Genomic DNA, 18,964 nt, shown 5'->3' on the forward strand with positions numbered 1-18,964 from the left:
GGGGCTGTGCGCCGGCTGCCGGTACCGCGACCGTGCGCGAGATCGCGGGCTGTGGCTTTGCTCCTCAATCCACCGCGTAGTGCGGCGTACCGGGTGGTACCCGGCGCCCTATCAGCGCCGCGCTTCTTCCTCCAACGGATCGCGAAAGGAACGCAAAAAAAAGGCCCGGCATTGCCGGGCCCTTCCTCTCACCGACCTGATCAGGTCAGCGCACGCTGCCGCGCCGGAACAGGTTGACGATGGCGAGCAGGATCACCGCGCCGATCAATGCGGTGATCAGGAAGCCGACCCAGCCGCCACCCAGGCCCAGGCCGATGGCCGGCAGCAACCAGCCGCCGAGGAAGCCGCCGATGATGCCGACGATGATGTTGAGCAGGAGGCCCTGCTGTCCGTCGGTGCGCATGATCATGCTGGCCAGCCAGCCGGCGATGCCACCGACGATCAGGTAGATGATGAAATTCATTCGATTCTCCAGGTGGTCACGGGGGCCGAACCCGTATCTGGGACGGCGCCGGCGCAGTCTCCCGGCCTCCGCGTGACGGCTGCGTAGCGGCGAGGCGCCCTGGACGGGCTCAGGGCCCGCCGTGCTGGAGCAATGCGAGCAGCGCCTCTCGCGGCAGCTTTCCGGTCTCGTTGCGCGGGAGCGCCGTCACCAGGCGCAGCGGACGCGGCAGGAACACCGGGTCGATCGCCTGGCGCAGCGCGGCCTGGATGGCGGTTTCGTCAAGCTCCGGCGCCACCACGGCGGCGGCCAGCCGGCGCACCCCGAAGGCGTCGGGATCGAGCTGCAGCAGGGCGGCATCACGGACACCCGGGATCGCCAGCAGGCGGCGGGTGAGGTCGCCGAGCGAGGCGCGCTTGCCGGCGATCTCCAGCAGGTCGGACTGCCGGCCGCACAGGCGGAAGCGTCCGTCCGGGCGCAGCTCGACGATGTCGGCCAACGCCACGGGCGCCGCGAGGTGGGCGGCATGCACAAGGGTGCCGTCGGGCTGCGGATGCAGTTCGACGCCGGGCAGCAGCGTCCATTCCTCCTCGCAAGCCGTGCGCCGGCGCGCCAGGATGCAGGTCTCGGTGGAGCCGAACATCTCGCGCACCTCGCAGCCGAAGCGCGCTTCCGCGGCCACCGCCAGCTCCACCGGCAACGCGGCCGTGGACGCGACGATGCCGGCCAGCGGCGGCAGCGTGATGCCCGATTCGACCAGCGCGCGCAGGTGCACGGGCGTGGTGACCAGCAGCGGCGGCAACGGCGCGTCGGCAAGCGCGGCGGCGATGTCGACCGGGAAGAACGGCCGCGCATCGTGCACCGCCACGCCGCCGACCAGCGGGAGCAGCACCGACATCTCCATGCCGTACATGTGCTGCGGCGGCACCGTGGCCACGATGTGCGCGGTGGCGCCATCGGGCAGCAGGTCGGCGAGCGCGGCGATGTTCTGCGCCGTGCTGGCCACGAAGCTGCGCCAGGTCTTGTGGTTGGCCTTGGGTGCGCCGGTGCTGCCGGAGGTGTAGCCGATCGCGACCGCGGCATCGCCTGCCACCAGCGGCATGGTGCCGTCGCGGTCGCCGCGCGGCAGGGGGTCGGGCAGGCGCAGGTACTGCGGCAGCGGCGCGATGGTCTCGTAGCCGGTGGCATCGCTGTCGCCCAGGCAGTAGCTGTCGGGGTGGTGGATGCGGACCTCGTCGATGGCCGCGCGCGTGCGCGACGGCGGCAGCAGCGTGGTCTGGCCGCGCAGCGTGGCCGCGGCGAACGCCACCAGGAACGCGTAGCGGTGTTCGCACAGGTTCACCGCGTAGGGCCTGTCAGGCAGCAGCGCTGCAAGCGCCGTCGCCTGGGCCACGAAATCAGCCAGCGCCACGGTGCGGCCGCCGCCAAAGGCCACGGGGCGCGCGGGCGCGCCTGCCGCCAGCGGCGAAGACTGGACGACAGCGGCCTGCTGCCGCGGATGGGTCTCGATGACAGCCGACATGTTTGCTGGATACTCCTTGGCGCGCGAGCGCCCCCTGTTCGCGGCCGAAGCCCATGCAACCACGGCGTTACTTTACGCTGGCCAACCCGAGTCCCCAAGGATCACCGCACCGATGCCGCTCGCCCCCGGCCAGCTCCAGGTCGGTCCCGTCCGTTGCGCCTGGCAGCCATACCGCCATGGCGAGCCCGCCGAACCGCTGGTGCGGACATGGCTGGCCGTTCAGCTCGGCGGCCCGCCGGCGTCGCTGCACATCACCCGCGAGATGCACGGCCGGCCGCTCCTGGGCGCCCATCACGGCGGTTTCGACACGAGCTGGAGCCACAGCGGCGACGGCCTGCTGATGGCGCTGGCCGCCGACGTGCGGATCGGGATCGACCTCGAGTTCGAGCGTCCGCGGCCTAAGGCCCAGGTGCTGGCCAACCGCTTCTTCGCCGCCAGCGAGGCGGCCACGCTTGCGGCGCTGCCGGATGACGCCCGCGAAGCCGCATTCGTCAGGCTGTGGTGCGCCAAGGAGGCGGTGCTCAAGGCCCACGGCCAGGGACTGTCGTTCGGCCTGCACCGGCTGGTGTTCGCGCCAGAGGGCGAAGACTGGGCGCTGGTGGACTGCGACCCGGCACTCGGCGCGCCCGGCGACTGGACGCTGCACGCGTTCCGCCCCGCACCCGACTACCTCGCCACCGTCGCCTGGCGCCCGCACTGGCCCTGAGGCCGCGCCGCCTACAATGGCGGCATGACCGATCCCCGTCACTACGCCACGCTCGAAGCCGGACTTGCCGCCCTAGACCTCGCCCCGGCGCTGGCCGCGCCCCTGGCCGCCTACCTCGACCTGCTGGCGCGCTGGAACCGCACCTACAACCTGACCGCCATCCGCGACCCGGGCGACATGGTCACACTCCACCTGCTCGATTCGCTGTCGATGCATGCGCACGTGCGCGATGTCGCCACGCTCGCCGACCTCGGCACCGGCGCCGGCCTGCCCGGCATCCCGCTGGCGATCGCGCTGCCTGCGCTCCAGGTCACGCTGGTGGAATCCAACGGCAAGAAGGCGCGGTTCCTGCGCGAGGCGGTGCGCACGCTCGGCCTGGCGAACGCGCGCGTGGCGGAATGCCGCGCCGAGGCCGTCGACCAGCCGGGTGCGTTCGACGCGATCACCGCGCGCGCCATGGCCACCCTGCCCGACATCCTCGCCGCCGGCGGGCACCTGCTCGCGCCCGAAGGCCGCCTGCTGGCGATGAAGGGCGCGAGGCCCGACGCCGAGATCGCCGCGTTGCCCGGCGAATGGCGGCTCGAAGCCGTGCATCCGCTCGCCGTCCCCGGTCTTGACGCCGAACGCCACCTCGTGGTGGTGCGACGCGCGGCCCGCGGCGGGGCATAATCACCGACCCGGCCGGGGTGTGGCCGGGGATCCCCGTCGTATTCCCTGCATCGAGGCAGCCGGAGCCCATGGCCCGCATCATCGCCATCGCCAACCAGAAAGGCGGCGTCGGAAAGACCACGACGGCGGTGAACCTTGCCGCCGCGCTCGCCGCCACGCCACAGCGCGTGCTGCTGGTCGACCTCGACGCCCAGGGCAACGCCACCATGGGCAGCGGCATCGACAAGCGCGAGCTGCAGGGATCGACCTGCGACGTGCTGCTCGAGGAGGCCCACGCCGTCGACGTCATCGTCTCCACGCCGGAAGGCTTCGACCTGATGCCGGGCAACACCGACCTCACCGCCGCCGAGATCGGGCTGATGGACGAGGAAGGCCGCGAGCAGCGCCTCAGGCGCGCACTCGACCCGCTGCGACCCAGGTACGACTACATCATCATCGACTGCCCGCCTGCGCTGTCGCTGCTCACGCTCAACGCGCTCACCGCCGCCGACAGCGTGCTGGTGCCGATGCAGTGCGAGTACTACGCGCTCGAAGGCCTCACATCGCTGCTGGCGACCATCGAGGCGCTGAAGGGCAAGCTCAACCCGGGACTGCAGATCGAGGGCGTGCTGCGCACCATGTTCGACGTGCGCAACAACCTCGCCAACGCGGTCTCGGCCGAACTGGTCAGCCATTTCGGCGACCAGGTCTTCCGCACCATCGTGCCGCGCAACGTGCGCCTGGCCGAGGCCCCCAGCCACGGACAGAGCATCGTCGGCTACGACCGCGGTTCGCGCGGCGCCATCGCTTACCTCGGCCTCGCCGGGGAGGTGCTGCGTCGCCAGCGCGAACGCGAACAGAAGGAGAAGGCGGCATGACCGCTGCAAAGAACGCGCCGGCGAAGGGCGTGGCCAAGAAGCGCGGGCTCGGACGCGGGCTGGAAGCCCTGCTCGGACCCAAGGCCGCCGAGGCGCCGGTGCTCGAGGCGCGTCCCGGCGACACCCTGCACTCGCTGCCGGTCGACGCACTCGCGCCCGGCAAGTACCAGCCGCGGCGACAGATGGACCCGGGCAAGCTGGCCGAGCTCGCGGAATCCATCAAGGCGCAGGGCGTGATCCAGCCGATCGTGGTGCGCGCGCTGCCCGATCGCACCTACGAGATCATCGCCGGCGAGCGCCGCTGGCGCGCGTCGCGCCAGGCAGGCCTGGCCGAAGTGCCGGTGGTGGTGCGCGACGTCGACGACCGCACCGTGGTCGCGATGGCGCTGATCGAGAACATCCAGCGCGAAGACCTGAATCCGCTCGAGGAAGCGCAGGCGCTGCAGCGCCTGATCGACGAATTCGACCTCACCCACGCCCAGGCTGCCGAGGCCGTCGGCCGTTCGCGCGCGGCGGTGTCCAACCTGCTGCGCCTGCTGGAACTGCCGCCCGCCATCCGTGTCCTGCTCGAGGCCAAGCGCCTGGAGATGGGCCACGCGCGCGCGCTGCTGACGCTGTCGCCGGAGCTGGCCAGCAAGCTGGCCTCGGATGCCGCCGAGCACGGCTGGTCTGTGCGCGAGGTGGAACACCGCGCCCAGCAGTTCGCCGCCGGCCGCGTGCCGGCGAGCAGCCGCAAGAAGGCCACCACCGGCAGGGCGCGTCCGCAGGCCGACATCGCCGCGCTGGAGACCGAGCTCTCCGAATCGCTCGCCACCCGCGTGAGCATCGCCCACGGCCGCGGCAACAAGGGCCGCCTGGTCATCCACTACAGCGACCTGGACACGCTGGACGGGGTGCTGGAGCGCCTGCGCGGCACGCCCTGAAGCGGGGGCTGGCCACGACCGGAGCCCGCCAATGGCGGGCTTCTTCATTTCCGGGCTGTCACTTTGTCCGTCCTGGCCGGGTCTCGGCGTTTCCCAGATTTCAGGGAGCGCCACTCAAGCTGGAGAACGCGATGAACCGTCTGCTGCCCGCCTGGTTCGCACTGGTGGTTTCCGTGGCGTCCTCCGGCGTTGCCGCGCAGAACATCGGCAACCATGCAGGCAACGGGGAGCAGGGATTCAGCGGCGACGACGGCCCGGCGGTGCAGGCCCAAGTCGATCGGCCGCAGGGTGTCGCGCTCGACGGCGATGGAAGCGTCGTGATCGCCGACACCTGGAACCACCGCATCCGTCGCATCGACAGCCAGGGCATCATCACCACGATCGCGGGTAACGGCGTGGCCGGCTTCAGCGGCGATGGTGGCCCCGCGACTTCGGCCAGCCTGAATCGCCCGACGGAACTCGCGATCGATGCCGCCGGCAACATCTACGTCGCGGACCGCAACAACAGTCGCGTTCGCAGGATCGCGGCCAACGGCACGATCACCACGTTCGCCGGCAACGGCAACTTCGGTTTCGGCGGCGACAACGGCCCGGCCACGGGTGCGACACTCGGCAGGCCGTTCGGCGTGGCGGTGGATGCCGCGGGCAATGTCTATATCGCCGATACCGACAACCATCGCATCCGCAAGGTGGCCGCCTCGGGCATCATCACCACGATCGCCGGGACCGGGCAGGAGAGCGAAGGCGGCGATGGCGGGCCAGCCCTGGCGGCAGGCGTACTGGCACCGTTTGATGTCGAAGCGCGTCCCGACGGAAGCATCTACCTGAACGGGTGGAACACGATCCGGAGGATTTCTCCCGGCGGCATCATCGACAGGATCGCCGGAACGGCTGGCGTCGAAGGTTTCGCCGGTGACGGTGGACCGGCGCGGCTGGCAACGCTGGCCTCCCCCGACTCCATGGGTTTCGACGCGTACGGAAACCTGTACGTCCTCGACTCGTTCAACCATCGAGTTCGCCGGATCAGCCCTGGCGGTACGATCACGACCGTTGCCGGGACCGGTGAAGACTCAGGCGTACCCGGCGACGGCGATGACGGCCCCGCGATCGACGCCTGGATCTGGCAACCGATCGGCCTCGCCGTTGCCGCCTCGGGTCGGTACTTCCTGGGTGACTACGGCCACAGCCGTGTCCGCGAAGTCGCCGCGCCATCCGCCGTGGAGCGCCTCGGCGACATGCAGCGGACGCTCGACCGCGAGAACCTGCGATCGAAGGCGAACGCGCCCGCCTTTCACCTCAGGCAGGCGCGGCGGTTGCTCGATGACGGCAATGCGGCGAACGACGTCCTGGCCTGCGGCGCGCTGCAGCGTTTCGAATCCAGCGTGGAGGGCATGGTGGCCACCGGACGCATCGGCGACCCCGCCGGCCTCGATATGGTGCTCTGGTCCGAAGTCCTGCGTTCGGACATCGCACCCTGCGTCGCTCCCCAGCGCGCCCGCCGCCAGGGCGCATAGACCCCCACCCCACGGGCGCCCCGAGGCCCGGCGGGACCAAGTCTTGCAATGACCCCCCGCATTGCAGCAAAATGCCCGGCTCGCTGCGCCCGCCCTCCTCGCGGAGGGCCCTGGCGGCCCGGAAATGCGATTCCGGCGCCCCTTGGCAGTGCCTACAGACCCGTATCGCGTGGCGTGCCCTGAGGGGTGTGCCGGGGCCGCCGTTCCCCAGGCCATGGGGTGCAACCAACACCATCGAGGTGCGTAATGTCCCGTGTATGCCAGGTGACCGGCAAGCGCGTGCAGAGCGGCAACAACGTCTCGCACGCCAACAACAAAACCCGTCGTCGTTTCCTTCCCAACCTGCACGAGCGCCGCTTCTGGGTCGCCAGTGAGAACCGTTGGGTGAAGCTGCGCGTTTCCGCTGCCGCCATGCGCACCATCGACAAGAACGGCATTGACGTCGTCCTGTCCGATCTCCGCGCCCGCGGCGAAAAGGTCTGAGGAGCACACGACAATGGCAGGCAAGCGCGACAAGATCCGTCTGATTTCCTCGGCCAACACCGGGCATTTCTACACCACGGACAAGAACAAGAAGAACACCCCGAACAAGATGGAGATCAAGAAGTACGATCCCGTCGTCCGGAAGCACGTGATCTACAAGGAAGGCAAGATCAAGTAAGGTCCCGCCGACCGGATCCAGGAAAAGCCCGCCGCAAGGCGGGCTTTTTCGTGGCAGGCCCGCCAGCAGCCGGCACCACGCGCGCCCGGTTGTGGGCCTAAACTCCGGCATCGGGTTGAGGGGACGCGGATGCTGCCTGGCTGGATGCTGCTGCTGGTGTCGCTCGGCTATGCCGCGCTGCTGTTCGCTGTGGCGTGGTGGGGCGACCGCCATCCGGTGCACCTGCGCCCCGGAAGCAACTGGCTGCGGCCGATGGTCTACAGCCTGTCGCTGGCGGTGTACTGCTCGTCATGGACCTTCTACGGCGCGGTAGGCACCGCCGCGCGCAGCGGCATCGGCTACTTCGCGATCTACCTCGGTCCGCTGCTGATGCTGCTGTTCGGCTGGCGCATCCTCGAGCGCCTGGCGCTGATCGCGCAGACCCAGAGCACGGTGTCGATCGCCGACTTCATCGCCGCGCGCTATGGCCGCTCGCAGCGCCTGGCCGCGCTGGTCACGTTGATCGCCCTGCTGGCCGCAGTGCCCTACCTCGCGCTGCAGTACAAGGCGGTCACGCTGAGCCTGCATGTGCTGGGCGGCGGCCGCGACACCGTGCTCGACCGCATCGGCGACCCGGCGATCTACGTGGCGGTGCTGATGGCGCTGTTCGCGATCCTCTACGGCACCCGCCAGGTGGACGCCACCGAGCACCGCCCGGGCATGATGCTGGCGATCGCGCTGGAGTCGATGGTCAAGCTGGTGGCGCTGATCTTCGTCGGCGTGTTCGCGGTGCGTTGGCTTGGCGCCAACGACCTGCCACTGGCCGATGCGACGCGCGCCCTGGTCGACAACGCGCCGCCGGTGGGATTCATCGGCCAGACCCTGCTCGCGTTCACCGCGATCATCTGCCTGCCGCGGCAGTTCCACGTGGCGGTGGTGGAATGCGTGAACGTGGCCGACATCCGCCGCGCGCGCTGGATGTTCGGCACCTACCTGATCCTGGTGTCGGCGGCGGTGCTGCCGATCGCCGGCGCCGGCGTTGCGATGTTCGGCAGCGACGGCGCGGTGGCGCCCGACACCTTCGTGCTGGCGCTGCCGCTGGCCGAGGGCAACGACATGCTGGCGCTGTTCGCCTATGTCGGCGGCTTTTCGGCGGCGACCGGCATGGTGATCGTGGCCTCGGTGGCGCTGGCCACCATGGTCAGCAACGACCTGGTGATGCCGCCGCTGCTGGCGCGCGGCTGGGCGCAGCGCCACGACGGCAACGTCGCGTCCACCGTGCTGTGGATCCGGCGCGTGGCGATCGTGTGCTTTGCCGCGATGGCCTATGGCTATTACCGCGTCAGCGGCAGCGACACCACGCTCGCCGCCTACGGCCTGATGTCGTTCGCCGCGGTGGCGCAGTTCGCGCCGGCGCTGATCGGCGGCCTGTACTGGCGCGGCGCCAGCCGCCAGGGCGTGGAGGCGGGGCTGCTGCTCGGCTTCGGCATGTGGGTCTACACCCTGCTGCTGCCGACCCTGACCGACGCCGGCTGGTTCGACAGCACGTGGCTGGTCGCCGGGCCCTTCGGCCTCGACTGGCTGCGCCCGCGGCAGATGTTCGGCCTCGCCGGCTGGGACGCGCTGACCCACGGCACGTTCTGGTCGCTGCTGGTGAACGTCGGCACGCTGTTCCTGGTCTCGGCGCGCTGGCGCCCCGGCTTCGAGGAGCGGCTGCGCACCGCGCCGTTCCTGGACCCCTACTCCACCGCGCGCGAGCCGCTGGGCAGCGGTGTGTCGCACAGCGGCGTGCTGGTCGGCGACCTGCTGACGCTCGCCGGGCGCATCGTCGGCGAGGCCACCGCGCGCCGCGCGTTCGACGACCACGCGCTGGCCAGCGCGCGCGAGCTGCAGCCCGCGGCGGCCGCCGACCGCAGCTGGGTGCAGTTCACCGAACGCCTGCTGGCGGCGGCGATCGGTGCGTCGTCCGCGCGGCTGGTGCTGACCAGCGCGCTCAAGGGCTCGGGCATGGACGTGGCCGAGGTGGTCGCGGTGCTCGACGAGGCCGGCCAGGACCTGCGCTTCGACCGCGCGATCCTGTCCGCCACGCTCGACAACCTCGACCAGGGCGTCAGCGTGGTCGACCGCGGCATGCGCCTGGTGTCGTGGAACCGGCGCTACCTGGAAATGTTCGGCTATCCGGACGGCATGCTCTACGTCGGCCGCCCGGTCGCCGACCTGATCCGCTACAACGCGCTGCGCGGCGAGCTCGGCGGTGGCAACCCCGATGTGGAAGCGGAGATCGCCAAGCGCGTCGACTACATGCGCGCCGGCTCGCCCTACGTGTTCGAACGCGTGCGCGCCTCGGGCCAGGTGGTGGAGATGCGTGGCCAGCCGCTGCCCGGCGGCGGCTACGTGACCAGCTACAGCGACGTCACCGAGTACAAGCGGGTCGAAGGCGCCCTTCGCGAGGTCAACGAGACGCTCGAGCAGCGCGTCGCCGAACGTACCCGCGAAGCCGAAGCCGCGCAGGCATCGCGCACGCGGTTCCTGGCCGCGGTCAGCCACGACGTGCTGCAGCCGCTCAACGCCGCGCGCCTGTTCGCCTCCGCGCTGCGCGAAAGCGACACCGTGGCCGAGCAGCGCCACCTCGCCGAACGCGTCGACACCTCGCTGCGCGCCGCCGAGGAACTGCTGGAAGGCCTGCTCGACGTCTCGCGCCTGGACGCCGGCGCGCTGCAGCCACAGCTCGGCGATTTCGACGCCACCGAGCTGATGGAGCAGCTGGTCGCGCAGTACGCGCCGCTGGCGGCCGCGCGCGGCATCGACCTGCGCGTGCACGGCGGGCACCTGCCGGTGCGCAGCGACCGCCGCCTGCTGCGCCGCGTGCTGCAGAACTTCCTGGCCAACGCGCTGCGCTACACGCGCGAAGGCCGCATCGTGCTCGCCGCGCGGCCGCGTGGCGGCGAGGTGGAACTGCAGGTCTGGGACACCGGGCCGGGCATCCCGGATTACCACCTGCGGCAGATCTTCGAGGAGTTCTTCCGCCTCGAGCACCCCGGCAGCTGGGACGAGCAGGGCCTGGGGCTGGGGTTGTCGATCTGCCAGCGCATCTCGGCGGTCCTCGACCACCAGCTCGACGTGCGCTCGCGGAGCGGCCGCGGCAGCATGTTCTCGATCCGCGTGCCGCGCGCCGCGCACGCCGAGCCGACGCCGGAAACGTTTCAGGGCGGCGGCCTGCCGGACTCGCTGGCGGGCCTGCGCGTGCTGTGCGTGGACAACGACCCCGACATCCTCGCCGGCATGGCGGTGCTGCTGGGCCGCTGGAAGATCGACGTGCTGCGCGCGGGCACCGTGGACCAGGCGCTGGCGCAGATGGCCGGCGAACCGGACGTGCTGCTGGTCGACTACCACCTGCACGACCGGCTCGACGGCCTGGACACGCTGGATGCGCTGCGCGAACACGCGCCGCACCTGCCCGGCGCGCTGGTCACCGCCGACGGTAGCGACCAGGTGAAGCGCGCCGCGCGCGCACGCGGCTACCGGGTGCTGACCAAGCCGATCAAGCCGGCATCGCTGCGTGCGTTCCTGGCGGCACAGCGCAGCCAGCAGCGACGCGCCGACGCTTGACCGCCGCTCTCACGTGGCGCCTGCGCGACGCGATCAGTCGCCCGCTTCGTCCGGCTGCGGGGTGATGCTGCCCGGGTCCAACGCCAGCCTGCCGGCGACCAGCACCGCCTGGGTGCGGTTGCTGGCGCCGAGCTTGCGCAGGATCGCGGTCATGTGCGCCTTGATCGTGGCTTCGGACACGCCGAGCTCGTAGCCGATCTGCTTGTTGAGCAGGCCCGCGCCGAGCATCTGCAGCACGCGGAACTGCTGCGGGGTGAGCTCGGCGACGCGGCGGGCGGCGTCGTGTTCATCGGCGCCGGCGGCCGGCGCCGCGCGCGCCGCGGCGGGCGCCCAGCGGTCGCCGTCGAGCACGGCGGTGATGGCCTGCCCGAGCGTGCCGGCATCGGCCGACTTGGGGATGAAGCCCATCGCGCCATGGTCCAGCGCGCGGCGCATCACCCCTGGTTCCTCGCGCGCCGACACCACCACGATCGGCAGCTCCGGGTGCTGCGCGCGCAGATGCACCAGCGCGCTGAAGCCGTGCGCGCCGGGCATGTTGAGGTCGAGCAGCAGCAGGTCGGCGTCGGCCTCGGCCTCGACCATCGCGTACAGCGCGTCGACGCTGTCGGCCTCGCGCAGCGTGGCCGCGGGCAGCACGCGCGCCACGACGCCGCGCAGCGCCTCGCGGAACAGCGGGTGGTCGTCGGCAATGAGCAGGGTGGTCACGTGGCGGGGCGCGCTGCGGTCATTGCGGCGGTGGGCAGGGTTGATGTCATGGCTGGCGGCGGTTGCCGAGCAGCGCGTCGACGACCGAAGGGTCCGCCAGCGTGCTGGTGTCGCCAAGCTGGTCGGGCGCGTTTTCGGCGATCTTGCGCAGGATGCGGCGCATGATCTTGCCGGAGCGCGTCTTGGGCAGCGCGGTGGCCCACTGCAGGAAGTCGGGCGAGGCGATCGGCCCGATCTCGCGGCGCACGTGCGCCACCAGCTCCTTCAGCAGCGCGTCGCTCTCCACCTCGCCCGCCACCAGGGTCACGTAGGCGTAGATGCCCTGGCCCTTGATGTCGTGCGGGAAGCCGACCACCGCGGCCTCCGCGACCTTGGGGTGCAGCACCAGCGCGCTTTCGACCTCGGCGGTGCCGATGCGGTGGCCGCTGACGTTGATCACGTCGTCGACGCGACCGGTGATCCAGTAGTCGCCGTCGGCGTCGCGGCGGCAGCCGTCACCGGTGAAGTAGGTGCCGGGATAGGTGCTGAAGTAGGTCTCGATGAAGCGCTGGTGGTCGCCGTACACGGTGCGCATCTGGCCCGGCCACGAATCCAGGATGACCAGGTTGCCCTCGCCTTCGCCTTCGATGATCTCGCCGGCGGGATCCACCAGCGCCGGGCGCACGCCGAAGAACGGCTGCGTGGCGGCACCGGGCTTGGCGTCGATGGCGCCGGGCAGCGGCGAGATCATGATCCCGCCGGTCTCGGTCTGCCACCAGGTGTCGACGATCGGGCAACGGCCGTCGCCGACCACGTCGTTGTACCAGCGCCAGGCCTCCGGATTGATCGGCTCGCCGACGCTGCCCAGCAGGCGCAGCGATGCGCGCGACGTGCGCTTGACGGGTTCGTCGCCCTCGCGCATCAGCGCGCGGATCGCGGTCGGCGCGGTGTAGAAGATCGTGACCTTGTGCTTGTCGATGACCTGCCAGAAGCGCGAGGCGTCCGGGTAGCTGGGGATGCCCTCGAAGATGAGCGAGGTGGCGCCGTTGGCGAGCGGGCCGTAGACGATGTAGCTGTGGCCGGTGACCCAGCCGACGTCGGCCGTGCACCAGTACACGTCGCTCTCCTTGAGGTCGAACACGCACTCGTGGGTGTAGGCCGCGAACAGCAGGTAGCCGCCGGTGGTGTGCAGCACGCCCTTGGGCTTGCCGGTGGAACCGGAGGTGTAGAGGATGAACAGCGGGTCTTCCGCGTTCATGCGCTCCGGCTCGCAGGTGTCGGGCTGGCTGTCGACCACGGCGTCGTACCAGCGGTCGCGCGGCATCTGCATGTCCACCGCACCGCCGGTGTGTCGCACCACCAGCACGGTCTCAATGGTGGTGGTGCCGGGCATCTTCAGCGCGGCATCGACATTCGCCTTGAGCGGCACGGTCTTGCCGCCGCGGCGGCCTTCATCCGCGGTGATCACGAGCCTGGAGCCGCAGTTGCCGATGCGGTCGGCGATCGAGTTCGGCGAGAAGCCGCCGAACACCACCGTGTGCACCGCGCCGATGCGCGCGCAGGCGAGCATGGCTACCGCGGCCTCGACGATCATCGGCAGGTAGATGGTGATTCGGTCGCCCTTGGCGATGCCGAGGTTGCGCAGCGCATTTGCCAGCCGGCACACGCGCGCATGCAGCTCGCGGTAGCTCACCCGCTGCACGTCGCCATCCGGCGAATCCGGCTCGAAGATCAATGCGGTCTTGTCGCCTCGGGTAGCGAGGTGCCGGTCCAGGCAATTGACGCTGGCGTTGAGTTCGCCGTCGCCGAACCAGCGGATGTGCAGGTCGTCGCGGTCGAAGCTGACGTCGCGGATCTCGGTGGGCGCCTTCATCCAGTCCAGGCGGGTGGCGATGCGCGCCCAGAACGCGTCCGGGTCGCGGATCGACTCGGCGTAGTCGCGCGCGTAGTCGGCGCGGGTGACATTGGCACCGGCAGCGAAGGCGTCGGGCACGGGATACACGGTCTGCGGGTCGGTCATGTCGGCTCACCGGTGGAACGTCGAACCACAAGTGTGCCGCATCGCAACGCACGTGGCCTTAGACCTTCGTCGCGCCACGCCCCGTATTCGACCAATGGCGAATAGGCGGCCCGCAAGGGGTCGCGCAGTCTGCGGGCGACCGCCCACTCGGCGGCAAATCCGTGCTGCGTCAATTCCGGAGGGGAACATGACCGCAATGCCTGTCCCACGTGGGACCTTGTTGGACAGGCCGGGGCCTGTTGCGAAAGCGCCTCGGCGCGTGCTCGCGACAGCGGTCCTGGTCGCACTGCTGGCGCCGGGAATGGCGTTCGCGCAAACCGCGAAGGAACAGGAGCTCGAGGCGCGCGTCGCCCAGCTCGAACGCATGGTCGAACAGCTGCTGTCGCAGCAGCAGCAGACCGCGACCACGGTGGCCGAGACGCGTGCCGAGGTGACCGAGGTACGCAGCGCCCAGGCGGGCACGCCGCCGGTCGACGGCAAGCCGCGCATCCAGAGCACGCCGATCATGACCGCCGCCAACCCGGGGACCACGTTCTCGTACGGCGGCAACATCAAGTTCGACACCATGGTCACCGACACCAGCGACGGCCGCATCGCAGACGGTTCCGCGGGACGGCTGTTCTACCTGCCATCCGCGATCCCGGTGGGCGGCCCGGGTGCCGATGGCGGCGACGTCTACACCGACCAGCACGCGCAGTTCTCGCGCTTCTGGTTCAGCGCCGACCACGTCACCGAGGGCGGCCAGAAGGTCAAGGCCTACATCGAGGCCGACATGTTCGGCGGCGGCAGCAATGCCCTGCTCGGCAACGAGACCGCCACCAACACCTACGGCGTGGCGCTGCGCCATGCCTATGTGAGCTGGAACGAGTGGCTGGCCGGCCAGACCTGGTCCAACTTCATGGACGTGGCCGCGCTGCCGGAGGCGGTCGACTTCGTCGGCCCCACCGACGGCACGATCTTCGTGCGCCAGGCGCAGCTGCGCTACACCAAGGGACCGTGGTCGGTATCGATCGAGAACCCGCAGACCACGGTCACGCCGTACCTCAACGCCGGCGCGCGCTTCAACACCGGCGACAACGTGCTCCCCGACCTCACCGCGCGCTGGACCACCAAGGGCGACTGGGGCCATTTCAGCGTTGCCGGCCTGCTGCGCCAGTTCAAGTGGCTGGATGAAACCGCGACCGGCGCGGCCGTCAGCGTGTCCGGCCGCTTCAACATGGGCCCCAGCGACGACATCCGTTACGCCGTCAACGCCGGCTCCGGCATCGGCCGCTACCTGGCGTTCGGCCTCGGCAGCGACGTGGTGGTCGACGCCAGCGGCGACCTCGACGCACTCGACGGCTACGGCGCGTTCGTGGCCTGGCGCCATGCGTACACGCCCAAGCTGCGCAGCAACCTCATGTACTCGCGCGCCGAGTTCGACAACGACAAGGCCATCACCGGCTTCGGTGTCACCGAAGCCGCGCACTCGTTCCACGCCAACCTGATCTATTCGCCGTTCCCGAAGCTCGACGTCGGTGCGGAGCTGATCTTCGGCCAGCGCTTCCTCGAGGACGACCGCGAGGGTGACCTGACCCGCCTGCACACCCACATCAAGTACACCTTCTGAGGGACACCACGATGTCGACGACAACCGCAACCACCTTGCCGGACGGCAAGCCGCTGACCGCAGGCCACAAGAAGGTCATCTTCGCCTCCAGCCTGGGCACCGTGTTCGAGTGGTACGACTTCTACCTGTACGGATCGCTCGCGGTGGTGATCGCCGCGCAGTTCTTCAGCGGCGTCAACGAGACCACCGGCTTCATCTTCGCGCTGCTGGCGTTCGCCGCCGGCTTCGCGGTGCGCCCGTTCGGCGCGATCGTGTTCGGCCGCGTCGGCGACATGATCGGGCGCAAGTTCACGTTCCTGGTGACGATCGTGATCATGGGCCTGTCGACGTTCTTCGTCGGCCTGCTGCCAAGCTACGACAGCATCGGCATCGCGGCACCGATCATCCTGATCGCGCTGCGCATGCTGCAGGGCCTGGCGCTCGGCGGCGAGTACGGTGGCGCGGCGACCTACGTGGCCGAGCACGCCCCGAACGGCAAGCGCGGCCTGTACACGAGCTTCATCCAGACCACCGCCACGATCGGCCTGTTCCTGTCGTTGATGGTGATCCTGGGCGTGCGCGAGTACTTCGGCGTCGAAGCGTTCAACGACTGGGCCTGGCGCCTGCCGTTCCTGCTGTCGATCGTGCTGCTGGGCATCTCGGTGTGGATCCGCATGCAGCTGTCCGAGTCGCCGCTGTTCAAGGAGATGAAGGAGAGCGGCAAGGCGTCCAAGGCGCCGATCACCGAGAGCTTCTTCAGCAAGAACGGCAGGATCGTGCTGCTCGCCCTGCTCGGCGCAACCGCCGGCCAGGCGGTGGTCTGGTACGCCGGCCAGTTCTACGCGATGTACTTCCTCACCCAGTCGCTGAAGGTCGACAGCACCACGACCTGGCTGCTGATCGCAGGTGCGCTCGCCATCGGCACGCCATTCTTCATCTTCTTCGGCTGGCTGTCGGACAAGATCGGCCGCAAGCCGATCATCATGGCGGGCTGCCTGATCGCGGCGCTGACGTACTTCCCGATCTTCAAGGGCATCACCCACTACGCGAACCCGGCCGTCGAGGAAGCCAGCTCGGAGTCACCCGCGGTCGTGATTGCCGATCCCGCCACCTGCAACTTCCAGTTCGACCCGGTCGGCAAGAAGAAATTCACCAGCTCCTGCGACATCGCCACCGCGGCCCTGGCCAAGGCGGGCGTGCCGTACAGCGTGCAGGAGGCCGCGCCGGGCACCGTCGCCCGCGTGATGATCGGTGATACGCCGATCGACGGCTTCGAGGGCACCGGGCTTGCCGGCGAAGAGTTCAAGGCCAGCACCGCGACCTTCAACACCGGGCTCACCGGTGCGCTGACCGAAGCCGGTTATCCCGGTGCGGCGGACCCGGCGCGGATCAACAAGCCGATGGTGCTGCTGCTGCTGAGCATCCTGGTGATCTACGTGACCATGGTCTACGGTCCGATCGCGGCATGGCTGGTCGAGCTGTTCCCGACCCAGATCCGCTACACCTCGATGTCGCTGCCGTACCACATCGGCAACGGCTGGTTCGGCGGCTTCCTGCCCACCATCGCCTTCGCCCTGGTGGCCGCGACCGGCAACATCTACTACGGGCTCTGGTACCCGATCGTGATCGCGCTGATGACGTTCGTGATCGGCTCGCTGTTCCTGCGTGAGACCTACAAGCTCGACATCACCCGGGAAGACACCTACACCGACCAGCACAAGTAAGCGCATCACGCTCCGCGACAACGCCGGCCCAGTGCCGGCGTTGTCGTTTCTGGTGTGCGGTTGCGGACGCGGGACCTCCGCGGTGCCGCCCTACTGCGGGGGCGCCGCCAGCTCGCGCGCGTCGAGGCTGCCGTTGCGATCGACGTCCTGGCGGTTGAAGGTCGACGCGATGCGCGCCAGGTATTCGGTGCGCAGCACCGGCTTGCCCTTTCCGCCAGGCAGCTCGGCCGCCGAAAGCACGCCGTCGCCGTCGCGGTCCATGCCGTCGAAGCCATAGCTCATCCACGCCTGGTACTCGGCAAGCGAAACGCGCCCGTTGGCATCGGTATCCATGCGCGCCAGGTATTCGTTGGTGGCGGTCACCTGCGCCATCGCCGGCGGCGGCGCCCACGCAGCCAGTGCCGCAAGCGCGCAGAGCACCCAACCTGCGCCGGATACCAAGGCCCTTGAGGGCTCATGTCCCCCGGCAATGGCCTGCGGCCATCGCCTCCTCCTTGACTTCCCCCTCAACGGCCTTGGCACCCGGTCCGCCGCACTACGCGGTGGTTCCAGGAGCAAAGCCACAGCCCGCAATCCCGCCCATGGTGTCGCTACTGGCAGCCCGCACAGAGCCCCGAAGTGGCCGTGAGGCCTTCGCGGGGAAGTAAAGGAGGAGGCATCCGCCGCCAGGCGGATGCCGGGGGACATGAGCCGCGAAGGCCTCACGGCCACCGCAGGGCCCTCGAGATCACCGCTTTGCAAAGATGCAGCAACCTGCAGCTGAGCCATGAAAAAACCCGGCCGTCGCCGGCCGGGCTTGTTGCTTGCGCGAGCGCGATCGGCCATGGCCGGGGGCGTGCTCAGGCGCGCGTCGGCTGCAGCGCGTAGCCCTTCAGGCGCGCCGAGTACTCCTGCAGCGCGCGGACGCCGCTGGCTTCGGCTTCGCGGCACCAGGACTGCAGGCTGGCCAGCGACTCCGCCGCGTCGTGGCCACGCTGCTCGAGGAGGGCGGCGAGGCGCGCTCGGTATTCGACCAGGGTGCTGATGCGCGGGCGCTCGGCCACCCAATGGCGCAACTGCTCGCGGGCATCGCTGTCCAGCCAGCGGCCGTCATCGACCAGGCCCTTGCGCAGCTTGCGCGGCAGCAGCGCGCGCAGCCGCGCACCGGCCGCGCGGGCCTCCTCGCGCAGCGCCGGGGCCAGCACGTGATGCTGGTAGTCGGTCATGGCCTGGAAGCGCAGCGCGAGCAGGGCCTTCAGGGTGTCGGTGTCGGGCACGTTGATGTTGGGGCGCACGTCGAGCGACGGTGCCACGCGCAGCACCTTGGCCAGGCCGACCTTCTCCAGCGACTTGATCGCGATCCAGCCGATATCCACTTCCCAGCGGCGCAGTGCGAACTTGGCCGAGCTCGGGAACGCGTGGTGGTTGTTGTGCAGCTCCTCGCCGCCGATCCACACGCCCCAAGGCGAGAGGTTGGTGGCGGTGTCGGTGGTCTCGAAGTTGCGATAGCCCCACCAGTGGCCGAGGCCGTTGACCACGCCGGCCGCCCAGAACGGGATCCACAGCATCTGGATGGCCCAGATGGCGACGCCGGCGGCGCCGAACAGGGTGGCATTGATGGCCAGCAGCAGCACCGGGCCCATGGTGGCGTGCGGGGTGTAGAGCGTGCGCTCGAGCCAGTCATCAGGCGTGCCGCGGCCGTACTGCTCCATGTCGGCGCGATGCGTACGCGCCTCACGGTAGAGCTCGGCACCCTTCCAGAACACCTCCTTGATGCCCTTGTGCATCGGGCTGTGCGGGTCTTCCTCGGTCTCGCACTTGGCGTGGTGCTTGCGATGGATGGCCACCCACTCCTTGGTGATCATGGACGTGGTGAGCCAGGTCCAGAAACGGAAGAAGTGGTTGACCACGGGATGGAAGTCCACGCCGCGATGGGTCTGGCTGCGATGCAGGAACAGGGTCACCGCGAAGATCGTCAGCTGCGTGCAGACGAGCATGTACAGGGCGAGGCCCCAGAAGCCGGACTGGACAAGTCCGCCGGCAAGGAAGTCGAGCAGGGAAGCAGGCATGGCGTGGATCATCATGGG

General features: G+C 69.7%; 16 protein-coding genes. 10 read left to right on the forward strand and 6 right to left on the reverse strand.

Annotation, left to right across the window (positions count from 1 at the left end; translation table 11 throughout):
• Window positions 1–205: 205 nt before the first annotated feature.
• Window positions 206–463, reverse strand: a complete 258-nt coding sequence (locus JGR64_RS13045; RefSeq protein WP_199373942.1) for a GlsB/YeaQ/YmgE family stress response membrane protein — start codon at window positions 461–463, stop codon at window positions 206–208.
• Between the two features lie 109 nt (window positions 464–572).
• Window positions 573–1,964: an AMP-binding protein gene (locus JGR64_RS13050; RefSeq protein WP_199373944.1), complete on the reverse strand. Its 1,392-nt coding sequence runs from the start codon at window positions 1,962–1,964 to the stop codon at window positions 573–575.
• Window positions 1,965–2,076: 112 nt separating this feature from the next.
• Between JGR64_RS13050 and JGR64_RS13055 the strand changes: the two genes are divergently transcribed.
• From JGR64_RS13055 to JGR64_RS13090, 8 genes are all read left to right on the forward strand, one after another.
• Complete coding sequence (locus JGR64_RS13055) at window positions 2,077–2,670, forward strand: 4'-phosphopantetheinyl transferase superfamily protein (protein ID WP_199373946.1); 594 nt, start codon at window positions 2,077–2,079, stop codon at window positions 2,668–2,670.
• 24 nt (window positions 2,671–2,694) lie between these two features.
• The gene (rsmG, locus tag JGR64_RS13060) at window positions 2,695–3,339 is read left to right on the forward strand and encodes a 16S rRNA (guanine(527)-N(7))-methyltransferase RsmG (RefSeq protein WP_199373948.1); all 645 of its coding nucleotides are present in this window, start codon (window positions 2,695–2,697) and stop codon (window positions 3,337–3,339) included.
• Between the two features lie 68 nt (window positions 3,340–3,407).
• Window positions 3,408–4,196 (forward strand): ParA family protein, encoded by a 789-nt coding sequence (locus tag JGR64_RS13065; protein ID WP_199373950.1) that lies wholly within the window; start codon window positions 3,408–3,410, stop codon window positions 4,194–4,196.
• A complete protein-coding gene (locus JGR64_RS13070; RefSeq protein ID WP_199373952.1) occupies window positions 4,193–5,119 on the forward strand; it encodes a ParB/RepB/Spo0J family partition protein in 927 nt (308 codons plus the stop codon). Before JGR64_RS13065 ends, JGR64_RS13070 begins: the two co-directional genes overlap by 4 nt.
• 131 nt (window positions 5,120–5,250) lie before the next feature.
• Window positions 5,251–6,633, forward strand: a complete 1,383-nt coding sequence (locus JGR64_RS13075) for an NHL repeat-containing protein (RefSeq protein ID WP_199373953.1) — start codon at window positions 5,251–5,253, stop codon at window positions 6,631–6,633.
• A gap of 246 nt (window positions 6,634–6,879) precedes the next feature.
• On the forward strand, window positions 6,880–7,116 hold the full coding sequence (rpmB, locus tag JGR64_RS13080) for a 50S ribosomal protein L28 (protein WP_182824244.1): 237 nt from the start codon (window positions 6,880–6,882) through the stop codon (window positions 7,114–7,116).
• 13 nt (window positions 7,117–7,129) lie between these two features.
• Window positions 7,130–7,294, forward strand: coding sequence for a 50S ribosomal protein L33 (rpmG, locus tag JGR64_RS13085; RefSeq protein WP_078757955.1), 165 nt, complete (start codon window positions 7,130–7,132; stop codon window positions 7,292–7,294).
• Between the two features lie 129 nt (window positions 7,295–7,423).
• Window positions 7,424–10,882 (forward strand): PAS domain-containing hybrid sensor histidine kinase/response regulator, encoded by a 3,459-nt coding sequence (locus JGR64_RS13090; protein ID WP_199373954.1) that lies wholly within the window; start codon window positions 7,424–7,426, stop codon window positions 10,880–10,882.
• Window positions 10,883–10,915: 33 nt separating this feature from the next.
• Here the strand turns inward: JGR64_RS13090 and JGR64_RS13095 are convergent, their stop codons facing one another.
• Together JGR64_RS13095 and acs are read right to left on the reverse strand one after the other, a co-directional pair.
• Window positions 10,916–11,587, reverse strand: coding sequence for a response regulator transcription factor (locus JGR64_RS13095; protein ID WP_199373955.1), 672 nt, complete (start codon window positions 11,585–11,587; stop codon window positions 10,916–10,918).
• 46 nt (window positions 11,588–11,633) lie between these two features.
• The gene (gene acs, locus JGR64_RS13100; RefSeq protein WP_199373956.1) at window positions 11,634–13,586 is read right to left on the reverse strand and encodes an acetate--CoA ligase; all 1,953 of its coding nucleotides are present in this window, start codon (window positions 13,584–13,586) and stop codon (window positions 11,634–11,636) included.
• 301 nt (window positions 13,587–13,887) lie between these two features.
• Here acs and JGR64_RS13105 point away from each other — a divergent pair, with 301 nt between their 5' ends.
• Window positions 13,888–15,195, forward strand: coding sequence for a DcaP family trimeric outer membrane transporter (locus JGR64_RS13105; protein ID WP_233348210.1), 1,308 nt, complete (start codon window positions 13,888–13,890; stop codon window positions 15,193–15,195).
• A gap of 11 nt (window positions 15,196–15,206) precedes the next feature.
• On the forward strand, window positions 15,207–16,898 hold the full coding sequence (locus JGR64_RS13110; protein WP_199373957.1) for an MFS transporter: 1,692 nt from the start codon (window positions 15,207–15,209) through the stop codon (window positions 16,896–16,898).
• A 90-nt stretch (window positions 16,899–16,988) separates the two neighbouring features.
• On the opposite strand, the gene JGR64_RS13115 is transcribed toward JGR64_RS13110, so the two are convergent.
• Both JGR64_RS13115 and JGR64_RS13120 read right to left on the reverse strand, forming a co-directional pair.
• Entirely contained in the window at window positions 16,989–17,270 is a 282-nt protein-coding gene (locus tag JGR64_RS13115) for a hypothetical protein (RefSeq protein WP_199373958.1), read from the reverse strand.
• Window positions 17,271–17,737: 467 nt separating this feature from the next.
• Window positions 17,738–18,946, reverse strand: a complete 1,209-nt coding sequence (locus JGR64_RS13120) for a fatty acid desaturase (protein WP_199373960.1) — start codon at window positions 18,944–18,946, stop codon at window positions 17,738–17,740.
• Between the last annotated feature and the right edge of the window lie 18 nt (window positions 18,947–18,964).

Source organism: Luteimonas sp. MC1572 (assembly GCF_016615815.1).
GTDB lineage: Bacteria > Pseudomonadota > Gammaproteobacteria > Xanthomonadales > Xanthomonadaceae > Luteimonas.

What these genes read in the sequence shown, in the direction of transcription:
- JGR64_RS13090 (WP_199373954.1), top strand. Translation starts at nt 7,424, where the DNA reads ATGCTGCCTGGCTGGATGCTGCTGCTGGTGTCGCTCGGCTATGCCGCG.
- JGR64_RS13110 (WP_199373957.1), top strand. Translation starts at nt 15,207, where the DNA reads ATGTCGACGACAACCGCAACCACCTTGCCGGACGGCAAGCCGCTGACC.
- JGR64_RS13070 (WP_199373952.1), top strand. Translation starts at nt 4,193, where the DNA reads ATGACCGCTGCAAAGAACGCGCCGGCGAAGGGCGTGGCCAAGAAGCGC.
- rsmG (WP_199373948.1), top strand. Translation starts at nt 2,695, where the DNA reads ATGACCGATCCCCGTCACTACGCCACGCTCGAAGCCGGACTTGCCGCC.
- acs (WP_199373956.1), bottom strand. Translation starts at nt 13,586, where the DNA reads ATGACCGACCCGCAGACCGTGTATCCCGTGCCCGACGCCTTCGCTGCC.
- JGR64_RS13105 (WP_233348210.1), top strand. Translation starts at nt 13,888, where the DNA reads ATGGCGTTCGCGCAAACCGCGAAGGAACAGGAGCTCGAGGCGCGCGTC.
- JGR64_RS13065 (WP_199373950.1), top strand. Translation starts at nt 3,408, where the DNA reads ATGGCCCGCATCATCGCCATCGCCAACCAGAAAGGCGGCGTCGGAAAG.
- rpmB (WP_182824244.1), top strand. Translation starts at nt 6,880, where the DNA reads ATGTCCCGTGTATGCCAGGTGACCGGCAAGCGCGTGCAGAGCGGCAAC.
- JGR64_RS13045 (WP_199373942.1), bottom strand. Translation starts at nt 463, where the DNA reads ATGAATTTCATCATCTACCTGATCGTCGGTGGCATCGCCGGCTGGCTG.
- JGR64_RS13115 (WP_199373958.1), bottom strand. Translation starts at nt 17,270, where the DNA reads ATGGCGCAGGTGACCGCCACCAACGAATACCTGGCGCGCATGGATACC.
- JGR64_RS13050 (WP_199373944.1), bottom strand. Translation starts at nt 1,964, where the DNA reads ATGTCGGCTGTCATCGAGACCCATCCGCGGCAGCAGGCCGCTGTCGTC.
- JGR64_RS13055 (WP_199373946.1), top strand. Translation starts at nt 2,077, where the DNA reads ATGCCGCTCGCCCCCGGCCAGCTCCAGGTCGGTCCCGTCCGTTGCGCC.
- JGR64_RS13120 (WP_199373960.1), bottom strand. Translation starts at nt 18,946, where the DNA reads ATGCCTGCTTCCCTGCTCGACTTCCTTGCCGGCGGACTTGTCCAGTCC.
- rpmG (WP_078757955.1), top strand. Translation starts at nt 7,130, where the DNA reads ATGGCAGGCAAGCGCGACAAGATCCGTCTGATTTCCTCGGCCAACACC.
- JGR64_RS13075 (WP_199373953.1), top strand. Translation starts at nt 5,251, where the DNA reads ATGAACCGTCTGCTGCCCGCCTGGTTCGCACTGGTGGTTTCCGTGGCG.